The sequence below is a fragment of the Streptomyces sp. CA-251247 genome (assembly GCF_050952975.1).
Taxonomy (GTDB): Bacteria; Actinomycetota; Actinomycetes; order Streptomycetales; family Streptomycetaceae; genus Streptomyces; species Streptomyces achmelvichensis.
Window position 1 is genome coordinate 2,137,328 of the sequence record NZ_CP191861.1, and the last position, 17,501, is coordinate 2,154,828.

A 17,501-nucleotide genomic window follows, 5' to 3' on the forward strand; every position below is an offset into this window, starting at 1 on the left:
GCGTCACCTGCCGGGGGGCGTGGGGGTCGGCTTCGCGGGCGGGATCGACGGCGTGGGCGCCGCGGGGTCGGGCGCTGTGCGGGGTACGGCTCCGGACGGCTGTGCCCCGGACACGGGGGCGGAGGAGGAGGCCGTCGCGGGAGACGAGGCCGCGGGGAAAGCGACGGGGGACGGCGCGGGCTCGGTCGCCGTCAGTGGGGTCTCGGCGATCTCCAGGGGCGAGGGCGCGGGCGAGGGCCGGGCCGTCGCCTTGCCGGGCACCCCGCGGACCGTGCCGTCCGGGTCGATGAAGGCGGGGTTGCCGCCCGGCACCATGCCCAGCTCGCGCGCCCGCCGCTCCAGCGCGTCCGGGGCGGAGTAACTGTCCACGTCCCGCTGGAGCGCCTGCTGCTCGTCGGTGAGTTCGGTGGTCTCCCGCTTGAGCTCGCTCAGCTCGAAGGAGCCTTCGTTGAGGGACGAGTTCAGCAGCAGCAGTGTGATCAGCCCACCGCCGAGGAGCACGACGACCAGCAGGACGAAGGGGGTACGTGCCGCGGTGCTCGGTCCTGCCGGCATCAGCCGGGCCAGTCGGGCGGCGCGTCCCTTCAGCTGCTTGGCCGCTTCGCTCACCGCATCCTCCCGATCGCTTCTCGACCTGTCCGTCCCCTCGGCACGGGCCTCGCGGCCGTGGCCGGCCGGGCAGCCCGGGGCGCCTGCCTCACCGCACGTCCTCCCGGATGCGCTGCGCACCCCTCAGACGCGCGGGCGCGGCGCGGCGGTTCTCGGCGATCTCGTCCTCCGTCGGCAGTTCCGCGCCCCTGGTCAGCAGCTTCAGCCGCGGCTGGTACTCCTCGGGGACCACGGGCAGACCGGCCGGGGCCGTATTGGCCGCGCCGGCCGCGAAGACCTGCTTGACCAGGCGGTCCTCGAGCGAGTGGTACGACAGCACGGCGATCCGCCCGCCGACCGAGAGCGTCCCGACGGCCGCCGGGATCGCCCGCTCCAGCACGCTGAGCTCGCCGTTCACCTCGATGCGCAGGGCCTGGAAGGTGCGCTTGGCCGGGTTGCCGCCGGTGCGCTTGGCGGCCTGCGGCAGCGCGTCACGGATCAGCTCGACCAGACGGGCGCTGTTGCTGAAGGGCTCCTTCTCGCGCTCCCGCACGACCGCGGAGACGATCCGCTTGGCCTGCTTCTCCTCGCCGTACGCCCGCAGGATCCGCACCAGCTCGCCGGCCGGGTAGGTGTTGAGCACCTCGGCGGCGCTCATGCCGGTCGTCTGGTCCATCCGCATGTCGAGCGGTGCGTCCTGGGCGTAGGCGAAGCCGCGGTCGGCCTCGTCGAGCTGCATGGAGGAGACACCGAGGTCGAAGAGGACGCCCTCGACGCGCGGGATGCCGAGGCGGCCCAGCACATCGGGGAGTTCGTCGTAGACGGCGTGGACGAGCGTGGCTCGGTCTCCGAAGGGGGCGAGCCGTTCACCGGAGAGGCGCAGGGCCTCCTTGTCCCGGTCGAGGGCGACCAGGCGCGCCTCGGGGAACCGGGTGAGCAGCGCCTCGCTGTGTCCGCCGAGGCCGAGGGTGCAGTCGACGACGACCGAACCCGGTCGCTCCAGGGCCGGGGCCAACAGGTCCAGGCACCGCTGGAGCATCACCGGGACGTGTCGGGTATTGCTCAAAGCGCCCTCTCAGGTCCGCCGCGGGCCTCGACCGACCGGCGAGCGGAGGGAGGCCGAGCCGTACGTGAATGCCGCACACGCGGGGAGACTCTTGGAAATGTGCAGGGTGTGAACGTGCAGGATGTGTCGGTGAACTGCGCGTCACTTTAGTCCACCGGCCCCTTCGGTCAATCAACCGGCTGGCGCGTCGCGCAGGGGTGACACACCCGTCGCGAATGACCGCACTTCACCCGAACGGGCCCTTCCGTGTCCCCCCTGTGGGTTAGCTCACAACAAGCCTTGTTGATGTTCTTTGTCCCCTCTCACAGCAGGCTTCGAAGGCCTGTGCCCATTACCGTCATTGTCATGACGACTTCTGCGCACCACTCCGCCGACGCCGCGCGTACGGGTGGGACGGTCACCGATCGTCTCGTCGAAGCGAACCAGCGATACGCAGCCCGTTTCCAGGACCCGGGCATGGACGCCCGCCCCGTGCTCCAGGTGGCCGTCGTCGCGTGCATGGACGCGCGGCTCGACCTGCACGACGCGCTCGGCCTGGAACTCGGCGACTGCCACACGATCCGGAACGCCGGCGGCGTGGTCACGGACGACGTGATCCGCTCGCTCACCATCAGCCAGCGCGCCCTCGGCACCCGGAGCGTCATACTCATCCACCACACGGGCTGCGGTCTCGAGTCGCTGACCGAGGACTTCCGGCACGAGCTGGAGGACGAGGTGGGGCAGCGTCCGCCGTGGGCGGTGGAGGCGTTCCGCGACGTCGACCAGGACGTGCGCCAGTCGATGCAGCGGGTGCGTACCTCCCCGTTCCTGGTGCACACCGACGACGTCCGCGGCTTTGTCTTCGACGTGAAGCAGGGGCTGTTGCGGGAGATCGACCCCGCGGTGTGACCGGACGAACACCCGGAGATAACAGAGCAGATCCGGCAAATCCCTCTCAGTTGTCCACAGGCGAGTGACACGAAGCGGTAACGCCAACAAGAATGCGTCTGTGACACCCTTCCGGAACTTCCGGAGACCGGTGTTCGTGTTTTTGGTGGGCCGGGCCGTTCCATACGCACCGGCCCGTAGAACGGGCCGAGGAGGGCCGGGTGACGACCTATGACGATCGAGCGAGCCTCACAGATCTGACCACCACCGCGGATCGTGTCCGCAGGTCGGTCGAGGGTGTGATCGAGGGCAAGCCAGAGGTCGTACGGCTTTCGCTGACCGTGCTGCTCGCCGAAGGACATCTGCTCATCGAAGATGTCCCGGGCGTGGGCAAGACGATGCTGGCCAAGGCGCTGGCGCGATCCATCGACTGTTCCGTGCGGCGTATCCAGTTCACGCCGGACCTGCTGCCGTCGGACATCACCGGTGTGTCGATCTTCGACCAGCAGCAGCGCGACTTCGAGTTCAAACCGGGCGCGATCTTCGCCCAGATCGTGATCGGCGACGAGATCAACCGTGCGTCGCCGAAGACGCAGTCGGCGCTCCTGGAGTCGATGGAGGAGCGCCAGGTCACGATGGACGGCAACACCTACGAACTGCCCAGTCCGTTCATGGTGGTGGCCACGCAGAACCCGGTCGAGATGGAGGGGACCTACCCGCTGCCGGAGGCTCAGCGCGACCGCTTCATGGCGCGGGTCTCCATCGGCTATCCGAGCGCGGAGGCCGAGCTTCAGATGCTCGACGTGCACGGCGGAGTCTCCCCGCTGGACGACCTTCAGCCGGTGGCGCACGCCCACGACATCGTGAAGCTGATCGACGCGGTGCGCACCGTGCATGTCGCCGACTCCGTCCGGCGGTACGCGGTGGAGCTGGTCGCGGCCACCCGTAACCACCCGGACCTCAGACTCGGTGCATCGCCGCGTGCCACGTTGCATCTGCTGCGTGCCGCCAAGGCCACGGCCGCGCTCAACGGCCGGGAGTACGCACTGCCGGACGACGTCCAGTCGCTCGTGGTGCAGGTGCTCGCGCACCGTCTGCTGCCCACCGCCCAGGCCCAGTTGAACCGGCGCACCGCGGAGCAGGTCGTGCTGGAGATCCTTCAGCGCACCCCCGTGCCCACGGCCGAGGGCACGGAGACGTCCTACATCGCGGGCCGTCCGGTCCAGCCGCCGCTCTACGGCCAGCAGCCCGGCGCCCGGCGGCTGTGATGTCGTCCGAGGGCCCCGGTGCCGCCGAGGGCAATGCCTCGGGCGGAGTGCGTGCGGCCCTGGGCGGGCTGACCACACGCGGCCGCTCGTTCCTCGCGGCCGGCATCGCCGCGGCGATCTGCGCGTACGTCCTCGGGCAGAGCGATCTGCTGCGGGTCGGCCTGCTGCTCGCCGTGCTGCCCCTGGTCTGTGTGGCCGTGCTCTACCGCACCCGCTACCGGGTCGCGGGCAGCAGGCGGCTCTCGCCGTCGCGGGTGCCGGCCGGTTCCGAGGCCCGGGTGCATCTGCGGATGGACAACGTCTCGCGGCTGCCCACCGGACTGCTGATGCTCCAGGACCACGTGCCGTATGTCCTCGGCCCGCGGCCCCGGTTCGTGCTCGACCGCGTGGAGGCCGGCGGACGCCGCGAGGTGTCCTACCGGGTGCGGTCGGACCTGCGCGGGCGCTATCCGCTCGGGCCGCTCCAGCTGCGGCTGAGCGATCCGTTCGGGATGTGCGAACTGACCCGTTCGTTCAGCGCGTTCGACACCCTCACGGTGATCCCGCGGACCGAGTCGCTGCCGTCGGTGCGACTGGCGGGCGAGGCCTCGGGGTACGGCGACGGGCGCCAGCGCTCCCTGGCGCTGGCCGGCGACGACGACGTCATCCCGCGCACCTACCGGCATGGCGACGACCTGCGCCGGGTGCACTGGCGCTCCACCGCGCGCTACGGCGAACTGATGGTGCGCCGTGAGGAGCAGCCCCAGCGGTCGCGCTGCACCGTGCTGCTCGACACCCGGAGCGCCGCCTATCAGGGGGCCGGTCCCGACTCGGCCTTCGAATGGGCCGTCTCGGGCGCCGCGTCAGCGCTGGTCCACATGCTCGAACGGGGCTTCGCGGTGCGGCTGTTGACCGACACCGGCAGCTCGGTGCCGGGCGAGGGCGCGGACGGGTTCGCGGGCTCGACCCAGGAGTCCGCGGACTCCGCGGGTCTGATGATGGACACCCTCGCGGTCGTCGACCACTCCGACGGCGGCGGGCTCTCCCGGGCGTACGACGTGCTGCGCGGCGGGAACGAAGGACTCCTGGTGGCGTTCTTCGGCGACCTCGACGAGGAGCAGGCGACGCTCGCCGCGCGGATGCGCCATCGCAGCGGCGCCGCCGTGGCCTTCGTCCTCGACAGCGGGACCTGGGTGACGAGCGGTGCCGTGGCCGGCGCGGTCGACGAGCGGCTGCGGCTGCTGCGGGAGTCCGGCTGGACCGCGCTCGCCGTGGCGCCGGGGGCCCCGCTCGCCGACCTGTGGCAGCAGGCGGGCCGCCAGCGCACCGAGTCCAGCAGCACGAACGGCAATTCTGGGGGTTGGACATGAGCGGTCGCGGACGGCTGGCGCTGTGCGCGTTCGCCGCCACACTGATGGCATCGGGCGCGATCCTGCCGCTGATCGACACGGCGGGCTGGATGGTGCAGGCGGCTTTCCTGCTGGCCGTCCAGAGCGGCGCGGGCGCCCTGACCCGGCGGGTGCCGCTGGCCAGGCCGCTCACCGTCCTCGTGCAGGCGCTCGTCGCACTGCTGCTGCTCACGGTGGTCTTCGCCCGGGAGCACGCGCTCCTCGGCGTACTGCCGGGCCCGGAGGCGTTCCAGCACTTCGGCACCCTGCTCTCCGCCGGCGGCGAGGACGTCGGCCGGTACGCGATCCCGGCGCCCGCGACCGACGGCATCCGCCTGATGGTGATCGGCGGGGTCATGGTGATCGGCCTGGCGGTGGACGCCCTCGCGGTGACCTTCCGCAGCGCCGCACCCGCCGGTCTGCCACTCCTCGCGCTCTATTCGGTCGCGGCCGGCCTGGCGGGCGGCGGCGCGAGCTGGCTGTGGTTCCTGCTGGCCGCCTGCGGCTATCTGGTACTCCTGCTGGCCGAGGGCCGGGACCGGCTCTCGCAGTGGGGCCGGGTCTTCGGCGGAGCCGTGCCCGTACAGGGGCGCGGTGCGCAGGGCTTCGACTCGGCCGGCGGCAATCCGCTCGCCCCGGTGCGCACCGGGCGCCGGATCGGCGCTCTCGCACTGGGCGTGGCACTCGTGGTCCCGGCGGCGCTGCCGGCCCTGGACGGCGGCCTGCTGGCCTCCACCGGTAACGGCACGGGCGGCGGGGGCGGCGGCACGATCAACGCGGTGAACCCGCTGGTCTCCCTCCAGGACAGCCTGCGGCAGCCCGACAACCGCGAGGTCATCCGCTACCGGACCAACGCACCGGACACCCAGGACCTCTATCTGCGGATCGTGGCGCTGGACCAGTTCGACGGCACGGCGTGGAAGACCTCGCAGCGCGACATCACCGACATCCCGCGCCGCCTTCCGCAGCCGGACGGTCTCAGCCCGTCAGTCGGCGCCACCGAGATCAGAACGAACATCACGGCCGCCGGTTCCTACCGGCAGAGCTGGCTGCCCCTCCCCTACCCGGCGACCGACGTGGACATCGAAGGCCGCTGGCGCTTCGAGCCCGTCGGCCGGACGGTGGTCGGCGACAGCGGCCAGTCGACCCGGGGCGCGAAGTACTCCGTCAGCAGCCTGATGGTGAAGCCGACGGCGGAGCAGCTCGCGAGCGCTCCGCCGGCCCCGGCCTCGCTGGTGCGCGAGTACACCAAGGTGCCCGACGTGCTGCCCGACGTGGTCGAGGACACCGCGAAGAAGGTCACCGAAGGCGCCGCGAACGACTACGAGCGGGCGGTGAAGCTCCAGGACTGGTTCGCCGTCGACGGTGGCTTCACCTACGACACCGATGTCCAGTCCGGTACGGGCGTCTCCGCCATTTCCCGCTTCCTCCAGCAGAAGCAGGGATTCTGCGTCCACTTCTCGTTCTCCATGGCCGCCATGGCGCGGACGCTCGGCATTCCGGCACGGGTCGCGGTCGGCTTCACGCCGGGCAGTCCGCTGGCCGACGGCAGCATGTCGGTGGGTCTGAAGGAAGCGCACGCCTGGCCGGAGCTGTACTTCGAGGGCGTGGGGTGGACACGGTTCGAGCCGACCCCGAGCCGGGGCACCGCACCGGAGTACACCCGTTCGGAGTCCCCGTCGGGCGGGCCGAGCAGCCCGACGCAGCCCGAGGCGACCGCCTCCACCGCACCCAGCGTCGCCCCGTCCGCCTCCGAGCGCTGCCCGGCCCAGGCCCGGCAGCTCGGTGAATGCGGTGCGGCAGCGCCGCAGGATCTGACCCCGCCCGGCGATTCGGGCTTCCCGTTGAAGACCACCCTGCTGGTGGGCCTGGCCGTGCTGCTCGGAGTGGGTGTGCCGCTGCTGCCGATGCTGTGGCGGCTGAGAGTCACCGCACGCCGGCTGGGCTCCGGCGGACGCACACCGGCCGACGCCGGGGCGCGGACCCTCGCGGCCTGGCTGGAGGTCACGGACACCGCCTGGGACTTCGGCATCCTCCCCGACGAGTCGCAGACAGCACGCAAGACCGCGGCCCGCATCGTGCGGCTCGGCCGTCTGGAGGGCGAGGCGGCGGACGCGGTGCACCGGATCGCGGGCGCCGTCGAGCAGGTGCTCTATGCGCCGGTGCCCAAGCCGGGCACGGGGCTGAGCGACGACGTGACCCGCATCCGGGAGGGACTGCGGTCCGGAACGAGCCGTGGGACCCGGCTGCGTGCGCTGCTGCTGCCCCGCTCGACCGTACGGGTGGTCTGGGACCTCTCGGGCCGCTGGGCGTCGCTCACGGACAGCTGGCGCGGCAGCCGCTGGGCCCCGGAGCGGTGGGCGGGGTTCCTGCGCCGTCCGTCGCGCCAGCGGGGCTGAGACACCACGAGAACGGGTGAGGGGCCGACGCTTCGGGCGTCGGCCCCTCACCCGTTCTCCGGGCCGGCGCATGCGCCGGGGTCATATTCAGGGGGCTGAGTACTCGGGGATCCGGCCCTGCGGGGACGGGATCGGCCGGGGAATTCCGGCACCGATGCCTCCGGCACACAGGGCGTCCGCACGTGGTGTCCGGGACTCTTCAATCCGAGAAACGGATCCCAGGACTCGGGAAACGGAGCCTCGGGACAGTCGGGACTCGGGCCGCAGGGACCCGAGGCACGCGAAAGGTCGGACACCCGAATCCGGGGCACGCCGGTCCGGCGCACGGGCCGGGCCTCGCGATCCCACCACGGCAGCTCACGCGAACAGTTCACCTGCTCGGTGAGCTCCTCCGCGAGGACCGCGGTGGTTCAGTGGCCCTGCTCGTCGCGGCGGCGCTGCCACCGCTGCTCGATCCGGTCCATCATCGACTTGCGCTGACGGGACTGGCGACGCGCGGTTGCGGGCGCGTCTCCCAGGGTCTGTTGCTCACCCGGTTTCGGCGCCTTGCGCCATCCGGTGACCGCCAGGACCGCACAGCCGAGCATGACGAGAAAACCCACCACGCTGATCCAGATCTGCTGCGCGACCATTCCGGCCATGAGGAGCGCGATACCCACCAGGAAGCCGGCGACCGCTTGGTAGACCCGTCGCCGGGTGTACGTACGCAGCCCGCTTCCCTCAAGCGCTGTAGCGAACTTGGGATCTTCGGCGTACAGCGCTCGCTCCATCTGCTCGAGCATTCGCTGCTCGTGCTCCGAGAGCGGCACGGAGTCCTCCTAGTCGTCGGCCGCGGGGGGCGACCGGTATGCGGCCCTTTCAGGATAGGCAGGGAATCGCCCCCGTGAAACCCGCCCTCTATGCCTGTTCACCGCCCGGGCCGCCATGGCGGCTTGGCTGCTGAGGCGTAGATTCCCCAACCGCCGATCCGTCATGCCGGATGGTGTCCCCCGATCATACGGGGCCGAGCCCACGATCGGGGGGTCTGTGGCGTACTCCATGTGCGGCTGCGCCGCTGATCAGGCGCGCTTCTCGCCCAGTACGTGCAGCTGGGTGGCGACCGAGTGGAAGGCGGGCAGCTCGGCCGCGGCCGCCTCCAGCTTGAGCAGAGCCTCCAGAGCGCGCGGCTCGGTGTCCACCAGGACGCCGGGAACGAGGTCCGCGAAGACGCGCACGCCGTGCACCGCGCCGACCTCCACACCGGCGTCGGAGGCCAGCGTGGTGAGCTGCTCCGCGGTGAAGCGGCGGGGCATCGGGTCCCCGTCGCCCCAGCGGCCCGCGGGGTCCGTCAGCGCCTGCCGGGCCTCGGTGAAGTGCCCGGCGAGCGCCCGGGCGAGGACGGCACCGCCGAGGCCGGCGGCCAGCAGGCTGATGGTGCCGTCGGCCCGCAGGGCGGCGACCGTGTTGCGCACGCCTTCGGCCGGGTCGTCCACGTACTCCAGGACGCCGTGGCAGAGGACCGCGTCGTAACCGTCGCGCTCGACGACGTCGAAGAGGCCGTGCACATCCCCCTGGACGCCCTTGATCCGGTCGGCGACTCCGGCCTCCGCGGCCCTGCGCTCCAGCGCGAAGAGGGCGTTCGGGCTGGGGTCGACCACGGTGACGCGGTGGCCGAGCCGGGCGACGGGCACCGCGAAGGAACCGCTGCCGCCGCCGGTGTCCAGGACGTCCAGGCTGTCCGTCCCGGTCACCTTGGCCCGGCGGTCCAGGGCGTCCTTGAGGACCTCCCAGACGACCGAGGTGCGCAGGGCGGAGCGGGGCTGACGCGGTGGGGTCTTCCCACCGGGGGACGGGTCCGGCACGGCAGTTGACTCCTCGGGCGGTGCCGCCCCGGGCTGCTGGAACGCGGGCGGGGCGGGCGGTGAGCGATGACCGACGTCGATGAACGCACGACATCTCCCACCCTATTGCCTCGGCCGGACGTCCCAGCGCTGCGTCTCACCCCGCGGCGCGGACCCTTTCCGGTGGCTGCTCCGTGGCCGCCTCACCCCGCGGCGTCACCCCTCCCCGGCGGCTCCGTCCGGGGCTGCGGCAGGGCGGGCTGGAGCACCAGCATCCGTTCCACCAGGCGCAGAAACATGGCCGCGTCACGCAGCAGGTCGTCGGCGTCGCGCGTGCTCGCCGCCCCCTGTATGCCCGCCTCGGCACGTGCCCTGCGGGTGGCGCCCGAGGCGAACAGGATGCTCCACTCCGCCAGTTCGGGTGCTATCTCGGGGAGCACTTCCCAAGCGCTCCGGATCCGTCGGCGTCGTCGCTCGTTCGTCTCCGGGCGGCCCCGCGCGGCGAGCACCGCGGCGGCGGTGCGCAGGGCAGCCAGGTGGGCCGTGGCATAGCGCTCGTTGGGCGTTTCGAGGGTGGTTGCCTCGTCCAGTCCGGTACGGGCCTGGGCGAGGAGGTCGAGGGCGGCGGGGGGCGCGGTGGCCCGCCGCAGGACGGGGTGCACGTCGCTCGCCGGTCCGGTCAGTGAGGGGGCAGGGCCGGTGGCGCGGCGCCGGTGTGCGGCTGCTGCGTAGGAGCTGGCCATGACGAACCTCCTGTCGTCGTGTGACGGCACTGTGGCCGTATGTGTCCATCGTGGAGGCCCCCACTGACAATCGGCCCTGACCTGCTCCTTTGCTTCGATCGTAGGTTCGGTAGTAGTTTTTGCACTGACTGGTCAGTTCAAAAATTGGGGGAGGGCACGTGGACAGCCCGCACGGAGCAGCCGTCACTGCCGAGGACTTCGGGCTCGAGGGCCCGCGCGGCTGGGCCTTCCGGTCGGTCGCCGTCGAGGCGGAGCCCGGCTCGCTCATCGCCGTCGTGGGCCCGTCCGGTTCGGGCCGTACAAGTCTTCTGCTCGCGCTCACGGGCCGTATGCGTCCCACCGAGGGGGGCGCCGAGGTCGCCGGACTGCCGCTGCCCCGGAAGATGGCCGCGGTGCGCAGGATCAGCGCGCTCGGCCCCGTGCAGGGGGTCAGCGAGCTCGACCCGGCGCTGACCGTCGGCGAGCACCTGCGCGAACGCGCCCTGCTGCAGCGCCGTTTCGACGCCTCGCTGCGCGCCCTGCTGAGGCCGCGCGCCGAGCGGGCGAAGGAGGCACGGAGCCGTGTCGACGAGGCGCTGAAAGCCGCCGCGCTGGACACGGCCACGCTCCCCAAGCGGGAACGCACCTCCGTACGCGATCTGGAGCGGCTGGAGGCGCTGCGGCTGTCCGTGGCCCTGGCACTGATCGGCCGGCCGCGGCTGCTCGCCGTCGATGACGCCGATCTGAAACTCTCCGACGCCGACCGGGCCGAGGCGTGGCGGCTGCTGCGCTCGGTCGCGGAGTCGGGCACGACCGTGCTGGCGGTCTGCAGCGAGGCGCCCGAGGGGGCGACCGTCGTCGTCAGCACCGGCGGAGGCACGGACAGCCCGGCCGACGGCAACCCGGACGACGACAGTCAGGGCGACGGCACCACGAACGACACCGGCACCGACGGCGGGACCACGGCCGGCACCACCGGCACCACGAACGACACCGGCACCGACGGCGGGACCACGGCCGGCACCACCGACGACACCGGCACCGACCACGCCGGCACCCACGACGAGACCACCGTCGTGAACACCACCGAGGAGGGGACGGCCGATGCGCTCGCCGAAACTGGCCGCGCTTGAGCTCAAGCGGTTCGGCAGGGGGAAACTGCCGCGTGCCGCACTGGTCGCCGTGGTGCTGCTGCCGTTGCTCTACGGCGCGCTGTACCTGTGGTCCTTCTGGGACCCGTACGGCCGGCTGGACCGGATCCCCGTCGCTCTCGTCAACGACGACAAGGGTGCCCGGGCCGAGGGCAGGAAGATCACGGCCGGCGACGAGATCACCAAGGGGCTGCGCGAGAGCGACGTCTTCGAGTGGCACGAGGTGAGTGCGGCCGAGGCACGCGAGGGCGTCGAGGACGGCGCGTACTACCTCTCGCTCACCATGCCCGGGGACTTCAGTGAGCGCATCGCGTCGAGTTCGGGCAACTCCCCCGAGACCGGCGCCCTTCAGGTCCGTACGAACGACGCCAACAACTACATCGTCGGCCAGATCTCGCGGACGGTCTTCGCCGAGGTGCGCACGGCCGCGTCGACCGACGCGTCCCGCTCGTTCCTGGACCGCATCTTCATCTCCTTCTCGAGCATCCACGACGCGACGGAGAAGGCGGCCAAGGGCGCCGACCAGCTCAAGGGCGGCATCGGCAAGGCCAAGAAGGGCTCCAAGGAGCTCGCCGACGGCCTCGAGGACGCGAAGGACGGCAGCGGCAAACTCGTCGGCGGTCTGTCGAAGCTCTCCAAGGGTGCGAGCGAGCTGGAGACCGGTTCCCGCAAGGTCGCGGGCGGCACCCAGCAACTCGCCGACAAGGTCAACGCGGTGGCCGCCGGTATCCGCCCGTACGTACGGGACGACGGCAAGTCGATCGGTGACGCGGCCCGTCTGGTCTCCGACTCCTCCCGGACCGTCCGCCACACCCTCGACCATCTGGTGAAGAGCGCCCCGGCCGCGGCCGCACGCGCGCACAAGTCCGCCGACGAGCTGGCAGCGCTCCACCGCTCCCGCTGCGAGGACGCCCTGCTGCCGGACGCCGGTGCCTGCTCGGCTCTGGAGCGTGCCAGGGACGCGGCGAAGGACGTGGCGAAGGTCGCCGACGATGTCGACGCCGTGGTGAAGGACCACCAGGGTGACCTCAAGAAGCTCGACACCCGGCTCGCCGATCTCCAGAAGAAGGCCGACGAGATCGCCCGGCGCTCACCGCGGCTCGACGACGACCTGGAGTCGGCCGTCAAGAAGGTCAACGAGCTCAACTCCGGTGCCAGGAAGGTCGCTCAGGGCGCGGACAAGCTGCACTCGGGTCTGAGCACCGCACGGTCGGGCTCCACCGAACTGGACACGGGCGTGGGCAGGCTCAAGAAGGGTGCCGGGACGCTGGACGGCGGTCTGTTCAAACTCGCCGACGGTTCCGACGAGCTCGCGGGCGGTCTGAACGACGGCGTCGACAAGATCCCCGACTACGACAAGAAGGACCGGGACCGCCGTACCGAGGTGATGGCCGACCCCGTGAAGCTGGCGAGCCAGTCCCTGCACAAGGCGCCCAACTACGGCACCGGATTCGCCCCGTACTTCATCCCGCTCTCCCTGTGGGTGGGCTCGATGGTGGCGTACATGATCATCTCGCCGCTGAACCGGCGGGCGCTCGCCGCGGGCGCCTCTGCCTGGCGGATCGCGGTGGCGGGCTGGCTGCCGGTGGTGGCCCTCGGCCTGGTGCAGGTCGTGGCGCTGATGTCGGTGCTGCACTGGACGGTCGGTCTGCAGATGGTCCACGCGGCCGGCACGGTCGGCTTCCTGGCGCTCGTCATTCTCTGCTTCGCCGCGATCATCCAGTGGCTGAACGCCCGGTTCGGGGCGGCCGGCCGGATCCTCGTCCTGGCGCTGCTGATGCTCCAGCTGACCTCGGCGGGCGGCACCTACCCCGTCCAGACGAGCCCGGCGTTCTTCAACGCGATCCACCCCTTCCTCCCGATGAGTTATGTCGTCGACGCACTGCGCCGGCTCATCACGGGCGGCGGGCTGGGCCCGGTGTGGGAGGCGAGTGCCGTCATGATCGCCTTCACAGCGGGTGCGCTGGCGCTCACCGCGATCTCCGCCCGCCGCAAGCAGGTGTGGACGCTCGACCGCCTGCACCCCGAGCTGAGCCTCTGAAGGGGCGGCGGACCTGTGAGAATCGATGTCATGGACAGCAGTAGCACCAGACGCCGGGCGACCCGGGCGAAGCTCTACGAAGCCGCGGTGACGCTCATCGCCGAACAGGGGTTCTCGGCCACCACGGTGGACGAGATCGCCGAGCGCGCCGGCGTGGCCAAGGGCACGGTCTATTACAACTTCAAGAGCAAGACCGAGCTCTTCGAGGAGCTGCTGCGGTACGGCGTCGGCCTCCTCACGGCGTCGCTCCAGTCCGCGGCCGACGAGACGGCGGAGCGCGGCGGTACCAAGGTCGAGGCGCTGGACGCCATGATCCGGGCGGGCCTGGTCTTCATCGACCGTTATCCGGCTTTCACCCAGCTGTACGTGGCCGAGCTGTGGCGCACCAACCGCGCCTGGCAGTCGACGCTCCTGGTCGTCCGGCAGCAGGCGGTGGCGGTGGTCGAGACGGTGCTGCGGGAGGCCGTCGAGAACGGCGAACTGAGCGAGGAGATCGACATCTCGCTGACCGCGGCAGCGCTGGTCGGAATGGTGCTGGTGGCCGCGCTGGACTGGCAGGCCTTCCAGCGGGAGCGGTCGATCGACGACGTGCACGCGGCGCTCTCGCGGCTGCTGCACGGCCGGGTGAGCGGCCGCTGAGACCTCCCGGGGCCCCTCGGGGGCTCGCCGGGAGCACGATGCGACCGGACGGAGACCGGACGCAATGACGCCTGTCGGGGGGCAGGCGTGATGCGACCGGCCCGTCGACGGGCGCAGGAAAAGACGCCGGTCCGGCGCGGTTCGGTCTCCCGAGCCGTGCCGGACCGGCGTCCTTGTCCCCCGTGCGTCCCCCGTGTTTCCCCGGTACCCCCCGTGTCCCCGTTCCCCTGTGTCCCCCTGTGGTGCCGGACAACCCGTGGTCGATGGGTTCTCCGTCGTGCACCCCCCGTTCCGTCAGGGGAGCCGCGCCGTTCCGCCGCCCCGTGTCGGCGGTGCCGGCGCTGCGCCCCTTCCGTGGTCTCCACTCTTCCCTCTGCGCACGTGGCGCCCCATCCGCCCGCCTACTCATCTCTCCCACTAGGTACGGGTACTCAGTCGTCCGCGCTCATCCCCACCCGCGGCGGCCCGCCTCTGGTTACGATCGCGTCCGTGTCCGTACTCCCTCTCGTCTTCACCAGTGGCTGGGCCAGCGGGATCAACGCCTATGCGGTGATCCTCCTGTTCGGCATCTTCGGCGCCACCGGGGTCTCCGACGAGGTGCCCGAATCGCTCCAGCGCACCGACGTCCTCGTCGTCGCCGGTGTGCTCTTCCTGTGCGAGGCGGTGGCGGACAAGATCCCCTATGTCGACTCGATATGGGATGCGGTGCACACCGTGATCCGCCCGGTGGCGGGCGCGGTCGTGGCCGCGCTGCTGGCCGGGGAGAGCGGGTCGCTGCCGGAGATCGCGGCCGGCGCCATCGGCGGCTCGACCGCCTTGATGAGCCATCTCGTCAAGTCCGGCACCCGGATGGCGATCAACACCTCGCCCGAGCCGTTCAGCAATGTCGCGATGAGCGTCGCCGAGGACCTGGGCGTCGCCGGGATCATCACCTTTGCCGTCTTCAACCCGGTGGCCGCGGCGATCATCGCCGCCACGCTGCTGGTCCTCGGCATCGTCGTCGTGGTGTTCCTGGCGTCCAGGATCCGCAGGTTCCTGCGCCGCAGAGCGCAGCGCCGCGAGGAGAAACGACTGGCCGCCACGGTGGCCGGCCGCCCTCCGGGCTGAGTGTCACAGGCGGCCGATACAGTCCCTGACATGGCACGGATTGCGGTGATCGGCGCCGGGATGGGCGCCATGGCGGCTGCCGCCCGGCTGGCCGTGGCAGGCCACCGGGTGACGGTGTACGAGCGTTCGGCGACGTACGGCGGCGCGCTGGGCGCCTTCGAACGCGACGGGTTCGTCTTCGACACCGGACCGGGTCTGCTGCATCTGCCCGCCGTCTGGCGGGACTTGTTCCTGAAGACCGGCAAAGAGCCGCTGGAGCGGTGCGTCGGCCTGACCGAGGTCGACCCCGCGAGCCGGCACCTCTTCGCCGACGGCTCCGCGGTGACCCTTCCGAACGCCTCACGGGCGGGCATCGTCTCCGCGCTGGAGTCGGCGCTGGGCGCCGGAGCCGGTGAGCGGTGGGGCGACTTCCTCGGACGGGCGCGGGACGCCTGGGACCGCTCCCGCCGGCCGCTGCTGGAGGAGCCCCTGTGGGACGACTGGCAGGTGCTGGGCCGGGATCCCTACCCGGCCCTGCGGCAGCGCAGAATGCTGCGCACCCGGCAGGCGGCCACCGTCGCCGAGGTCGGCGCCCTGGAGCTCGCCGACCCCCGGCTGGCCGCGCTCTTCGAGGGCTGCGCCCTGGCATACGGCCTGGACCCCCGGCGCGCCCCCGCGAGCGCCGCCCTGCTGCCGTACATGGAGCAGACGTTCGGCAGCTGGTATGTCGCGGGCGGGATGCGGGAGTTGGCCCGTGCGGTGTACGAGCGCTGTCTGGCCCGGAAGGTGGAGTTCGGCTTCGGGTCGGAGGTGACGTCGGTCGTCGTGCGGGACGGTCGCGCGGCCGGCGTCGAGCTCGCCGGGGGCGCGGTCGCCGAGGCCGACCATGTGGTGGCGGGCGCGGACACCGCGATTGCGGCCGGGCAGGAGCTGTGGGAGGACGGTGACGTACGCCCGCAAGGGGGGCCCGACGCAGGGCAGTTGCCGGGCCGGTTCACCGTCCTGCTGGGACTGAGCGGGGCGCGGCCCGCCTCGGCCGTCCACCGGAGCGTGGTCCACTCCCCCGACACCGGCGCGGAGGCGGCGGCCGTCTTCGGCGGCCGTCTCGCCGAGCGGCCCACGGTCACCGTGCTGCGGCCCGACGACCCGCGCATCCGCCCGGACGACGCGCACGAGGCGGTCACCCTCACCGCGACGGTGACCGGCCACGGCGGCGCGGTCGACTGGAGGGACAAGGCCCTGCGCGAGCGCTGCGCGGAAGCGCTGATCGACGCCGCGGGGACAGCCGTCGAGGACCTGCGCGCACGGGCGCTGTGGCACGAGATCCTGACGCCCGCCGAGACGGGTGCCGTCCCGGCGCCGTCGCTGGCCGGGCTCGGCGGCCGGTATCTGCACCCCGCGAACAGCACCCGGCTGCCCGGGCTCCATCTGGTCGGCGGACACGCGCACCCGGGCGGCGGACTGGCGCACGCCGGCATGTCGGGGGCACTGGTGGCCGGACTCATCGTGGAGGGCGCGGACTTCCGCGGCTCACAGTGAGGCGCGGCGGACGCCGGCGCTGACGGACGTCTGGCGGCGCCGGCCCAGAAGGGGGCCGACCGCGGCTCAGAAGCGGTACTGCTGCTCGTTGTACTCGTTGTCGTAGCCGTACGGCGACTGCTGTTCCCCGGGCACCTGCTGGTCGGTGTCCCGCTGCTGCGGCACCCACACCCCGCCGGGCGGGGTGTCGCTGTACGACGGCTGCGCGTAGTACGGATCGGTGTACTGCTGCTGCTGCGGGCTGCCGAAGCTGTCGTAGTTCTCGTAGGTGCTGTACTGCTGGCCGCCCACGTAGGGGTCGGAGTACGCGGCGTACTGCTGCTGGCCGGTGCCGTAGTCGTACTGCCCGGCGAAGGCGTCCTGACCCGTGGGCTGCTGGTCGTAGCCGTAGTACGGGTCGTACTGGCCGTCGGTGCGGCCCGCCGGCTGCCCGTAGTTCTGGCCGTCCTGGTCCTGCTGCATCGCCGCGTAGGCCGCGTCGCTGTAGACGCCGTACTGCCCGGTGTCGTCGGGCAGCGGCTGCGGCTCGTAGACCGGCTCGGGGTCCAGGTCGGGGGCGGCGGGAGCCTCGTAGGCGAGGTCCGACACCTCCAATGTGGGCTCACGGGTGGCGGCTTCGCCCTGCCGGCCACCGGACTTGCGGCGGCGGCTCGCGCCGGGACTGCCGCCGAGGGCCCAGCCGGTGGAGAAGCCGCGACGGAAGGAGAGCGTCACATAGGTCTGTCCCACGGCGAAGGCGATGGCACCGAGCGCGATCACGACCACGGACGGCAGCAGCACACCGAAGACGACACACAGGAATCCGCCGAAGGCCAGCAGCCGCCAGCGCAGCCGCGCCTTGTACTGCAGCAGCACCTCGCCGAGCAGCCACAGCGCGACGATTCCGAACGCGACGTAGAGGACCGTCCAGCCCATGCCCGCCCCTCTCCTTCGGCCGCCGCCCCCGGT

At 71.8% G+C, this 17,501-nt stretch carries 15 protein-coding genes; 9 read left to right on the forward strand and 6 right to left on the reverse strand.

The window, feature by feature from the left end:
* Positions 1–3: 3 nt before the first annotated feature.
* Together ACQPWZ_RS09465 and rsmH are read right to left on the reverse strand one after the other, a co-directional pair.
* Positions 4–609: an FtsB family cell division protein gene (locus ACQPWZ_RS09465; RefSeq protein WP_356699192.1), complete on the reverse strand. Its 606-nt coding sequence runs from the start codon at positions 607–609 to the stop codon at positions 4–6.
* Positions 610–697: 88 nt separating this feature from the next.
* Positions 698–1,654: a 16S rRNA (cytosine(1402)-N(4))-methyltransferase RsmH gene (rsmH, locus tag ACQPWZ_RS09470; RefSeq protein ID WP_383236512.1), complete on the reverse strand. Its 957-nt coding sequence runs from the start codon at positions 1,652–1,654 to the stop codon at positions 698–700.
* Positions 1,655–1,999: 345 nt separating this feature from the next.
* Here rsmH and ACQPWZ_RS09475 point away from each other — a divergent pair, with 345 nt between their 5' ends.
* From ACQPWZ_RS09475 to ACQPWZ_RS09490, 4 genes are all read left to right on the forward strand, one after another.
* Entirely contained in the window at positions 2,000–2,542 is a 543-nt protein-coding gene (locus tag ACQPWZ_RS09475; protein ID WP_340472612.1) for a beta-class carbonic anhydrase, read from the forward strand.
* A 200-nt stretch (positions 2,543–2,742) separates the two neighbouring features.
* Entirely contained in the window at positions 2,743–3,789 is a 1,047-nt protein-coding gene (locus ACQPWZ_RS09480; RefSeq protein ID WP_313946860.1) for an AAA family ATPase, read from the forward strand.
* On the forward strand, positions 3,789–5,138 hold the full coding sequence (locus ACQPWZ_RS09485) for a DUF58 domain-containing protein (RefSeq protein ID WP_340472613.1): 1,350 nt from the start codon (positions 3,789–3,791) through the stop codon (positions 5,136–5,138). The genes ACQPWZ_RS09480 and ACQPWZ_RS09485 overlap by 1 nt, the downstream gene beginning before the upstream one ends.
* Positions 5,135–7,555: a transglutaminase TgpA family protein gene (locus ACQPWZ_RS09490; RefSeq protein ID WP_433571100.1), complete on the forward strand. Its 2,421-nt coding sequence runs from the start codon at positions 5,135–5,137 to the stop codon at positions 7,553–7,555. Before ACQPWZ_RS09485 ends, ACQPWZ_RS09490 begins: the two co-directional genes overlap by 4 nt.
* Before the next feature lie 410 nt (positions 7,556–7,965).
* On the opposite strand, the gene ACQPWZ_RS09495 is transcribed toward ACQPWZ_RS09490, so the two are convergent.
* The 3 genes from ACQPWZ_RS09495 to ACQPWZ_RS09505 form a co-directional block, all read right to left on the reverse strand.
* Positions 7,966–8,364, reverse strand: coding sequence for a DUF3040 domain-containing protein (locus ACQPWZ_RS09495; protein WP_313946857.1), 399 nt, complete (start codon positions 8,362–8,364; stop codon positions 7,966–7,968).
* A gap of 249 nt (positions 8,365–8,613) precedes the next feature.
* Positions 8,614–9,396: a class I SAM-dependent methyltransferase gene (locus tag ACQPWZ_RS09500; protein WP_356699186.1), complete on the reverse strand. Its 783-nt coding sequence runs from the start codon at positions 9,394–9,396 to the stop codon at positions 8,614–8,616.
* Between the two features lie 182 nt (positions 9,397–9,578).
* A complete protein-coding gene (locus ACQPWZ_RS09505) occupies positions 9,579–10,118 on the reverse strand; it encodes an SAV_6107 family HEPN domain-containing protein (protein ID WP_340472616.1) in 540 nt (179 codons plus the stop codon).
* Positions 10,119–10,276: 158 nt separating this feature from the next.
* Here ACQPWZ_RS09505 and ACQPWZ_RS09510 point away from each other — a divergent pair, with 158 nt between their 5' ends.
* The 5 genes from ACQPWZ_RS09510 (at position 10,277) to ACQPWZ_RS09530 (ending at position 16,553) form a co-directional block, all read left to right on the forward strand.
* Positions 10,277–11,230 (forward strand): ATP-binding cassette domain-containing protein, encoded by a 954-nt coding sequence (locus ACQPWZ_RS09510; RefSeq protein WP_433571101.1) that lies wholly within the window; start codon positions 10,277–10,279, stop codon positions 11,228–11,230.
* Positions 11,202–13,289, forward strand: coding sequence for a YhgE/Pip family protein (locus ACQPWZ_RS09515; protein ID WP_433571102.1), 2,088 nt, complete (start codon positions 11,202–11,204; stop codon positions 13,287–13,289). Before ACQPWZ_RS09510 ends, ACQPWZ_RS09515 begins: the two co-directional genes overlap by 29 nt.
* 30 nt (positions 13,290–13,319) lie before the next feature.
* Complete coding sequence (locus tag ACQPWZ_RS09520; RefSeq protein WP_327684717.1) at positions 13,320–13,928, forward strand: TetR/AcrR family transcriptional regulator; 609 nt, start codon at positions 13,320–13,322, stop codon at positions 13,926–13,928.
* A 489-nt stretch (positions 13,929–14,417) separates the two neighbouring features.
* Positions 14,418–15,035 (forward strand): DUF4126 domain-containing protein, encoded by a 618-nt coding sequence (locus ACQPWZ_RS09525; RefSeq protein ID WP_405568861.1) that lies wholly within the window; start codon positions 14,418–14,420, stop codon positions 15,033–15,035.
* Between the two features lie 45 nt (positions 15,036–15,080).
* On the forward strand, positions 15,081–16,553 hold the full coding sequence (locus ACQPWZ_RS09530; RefSeq protein WP_433573796.1) for a phytoene desaturase family protein: 1,473 nt from the start codon (positions 15,081–15,083) through the stop codon (positions 16,551–16,553).
* Positions 16,554–16,619: 66 nt separating this feature from the next.
* Here the strand turns inward: ACQPWZ_RS09530 and ACQPWZ_RS09535 are convergent, their stop codons facing one another.
* Complete coding sequence (locus tag ACQPWZ_RS09535; RefSeq protein ID WP_405568864.1) at positions 16,620–17,468, reverse strand: hypothetical protein; 849 nt, start codon at positions 17,466–17,468, stop codon at positions 16,620–16,622.
* Between the last annotated feature and the right edge of the window lie 33 nt (positions 17,469–17,501).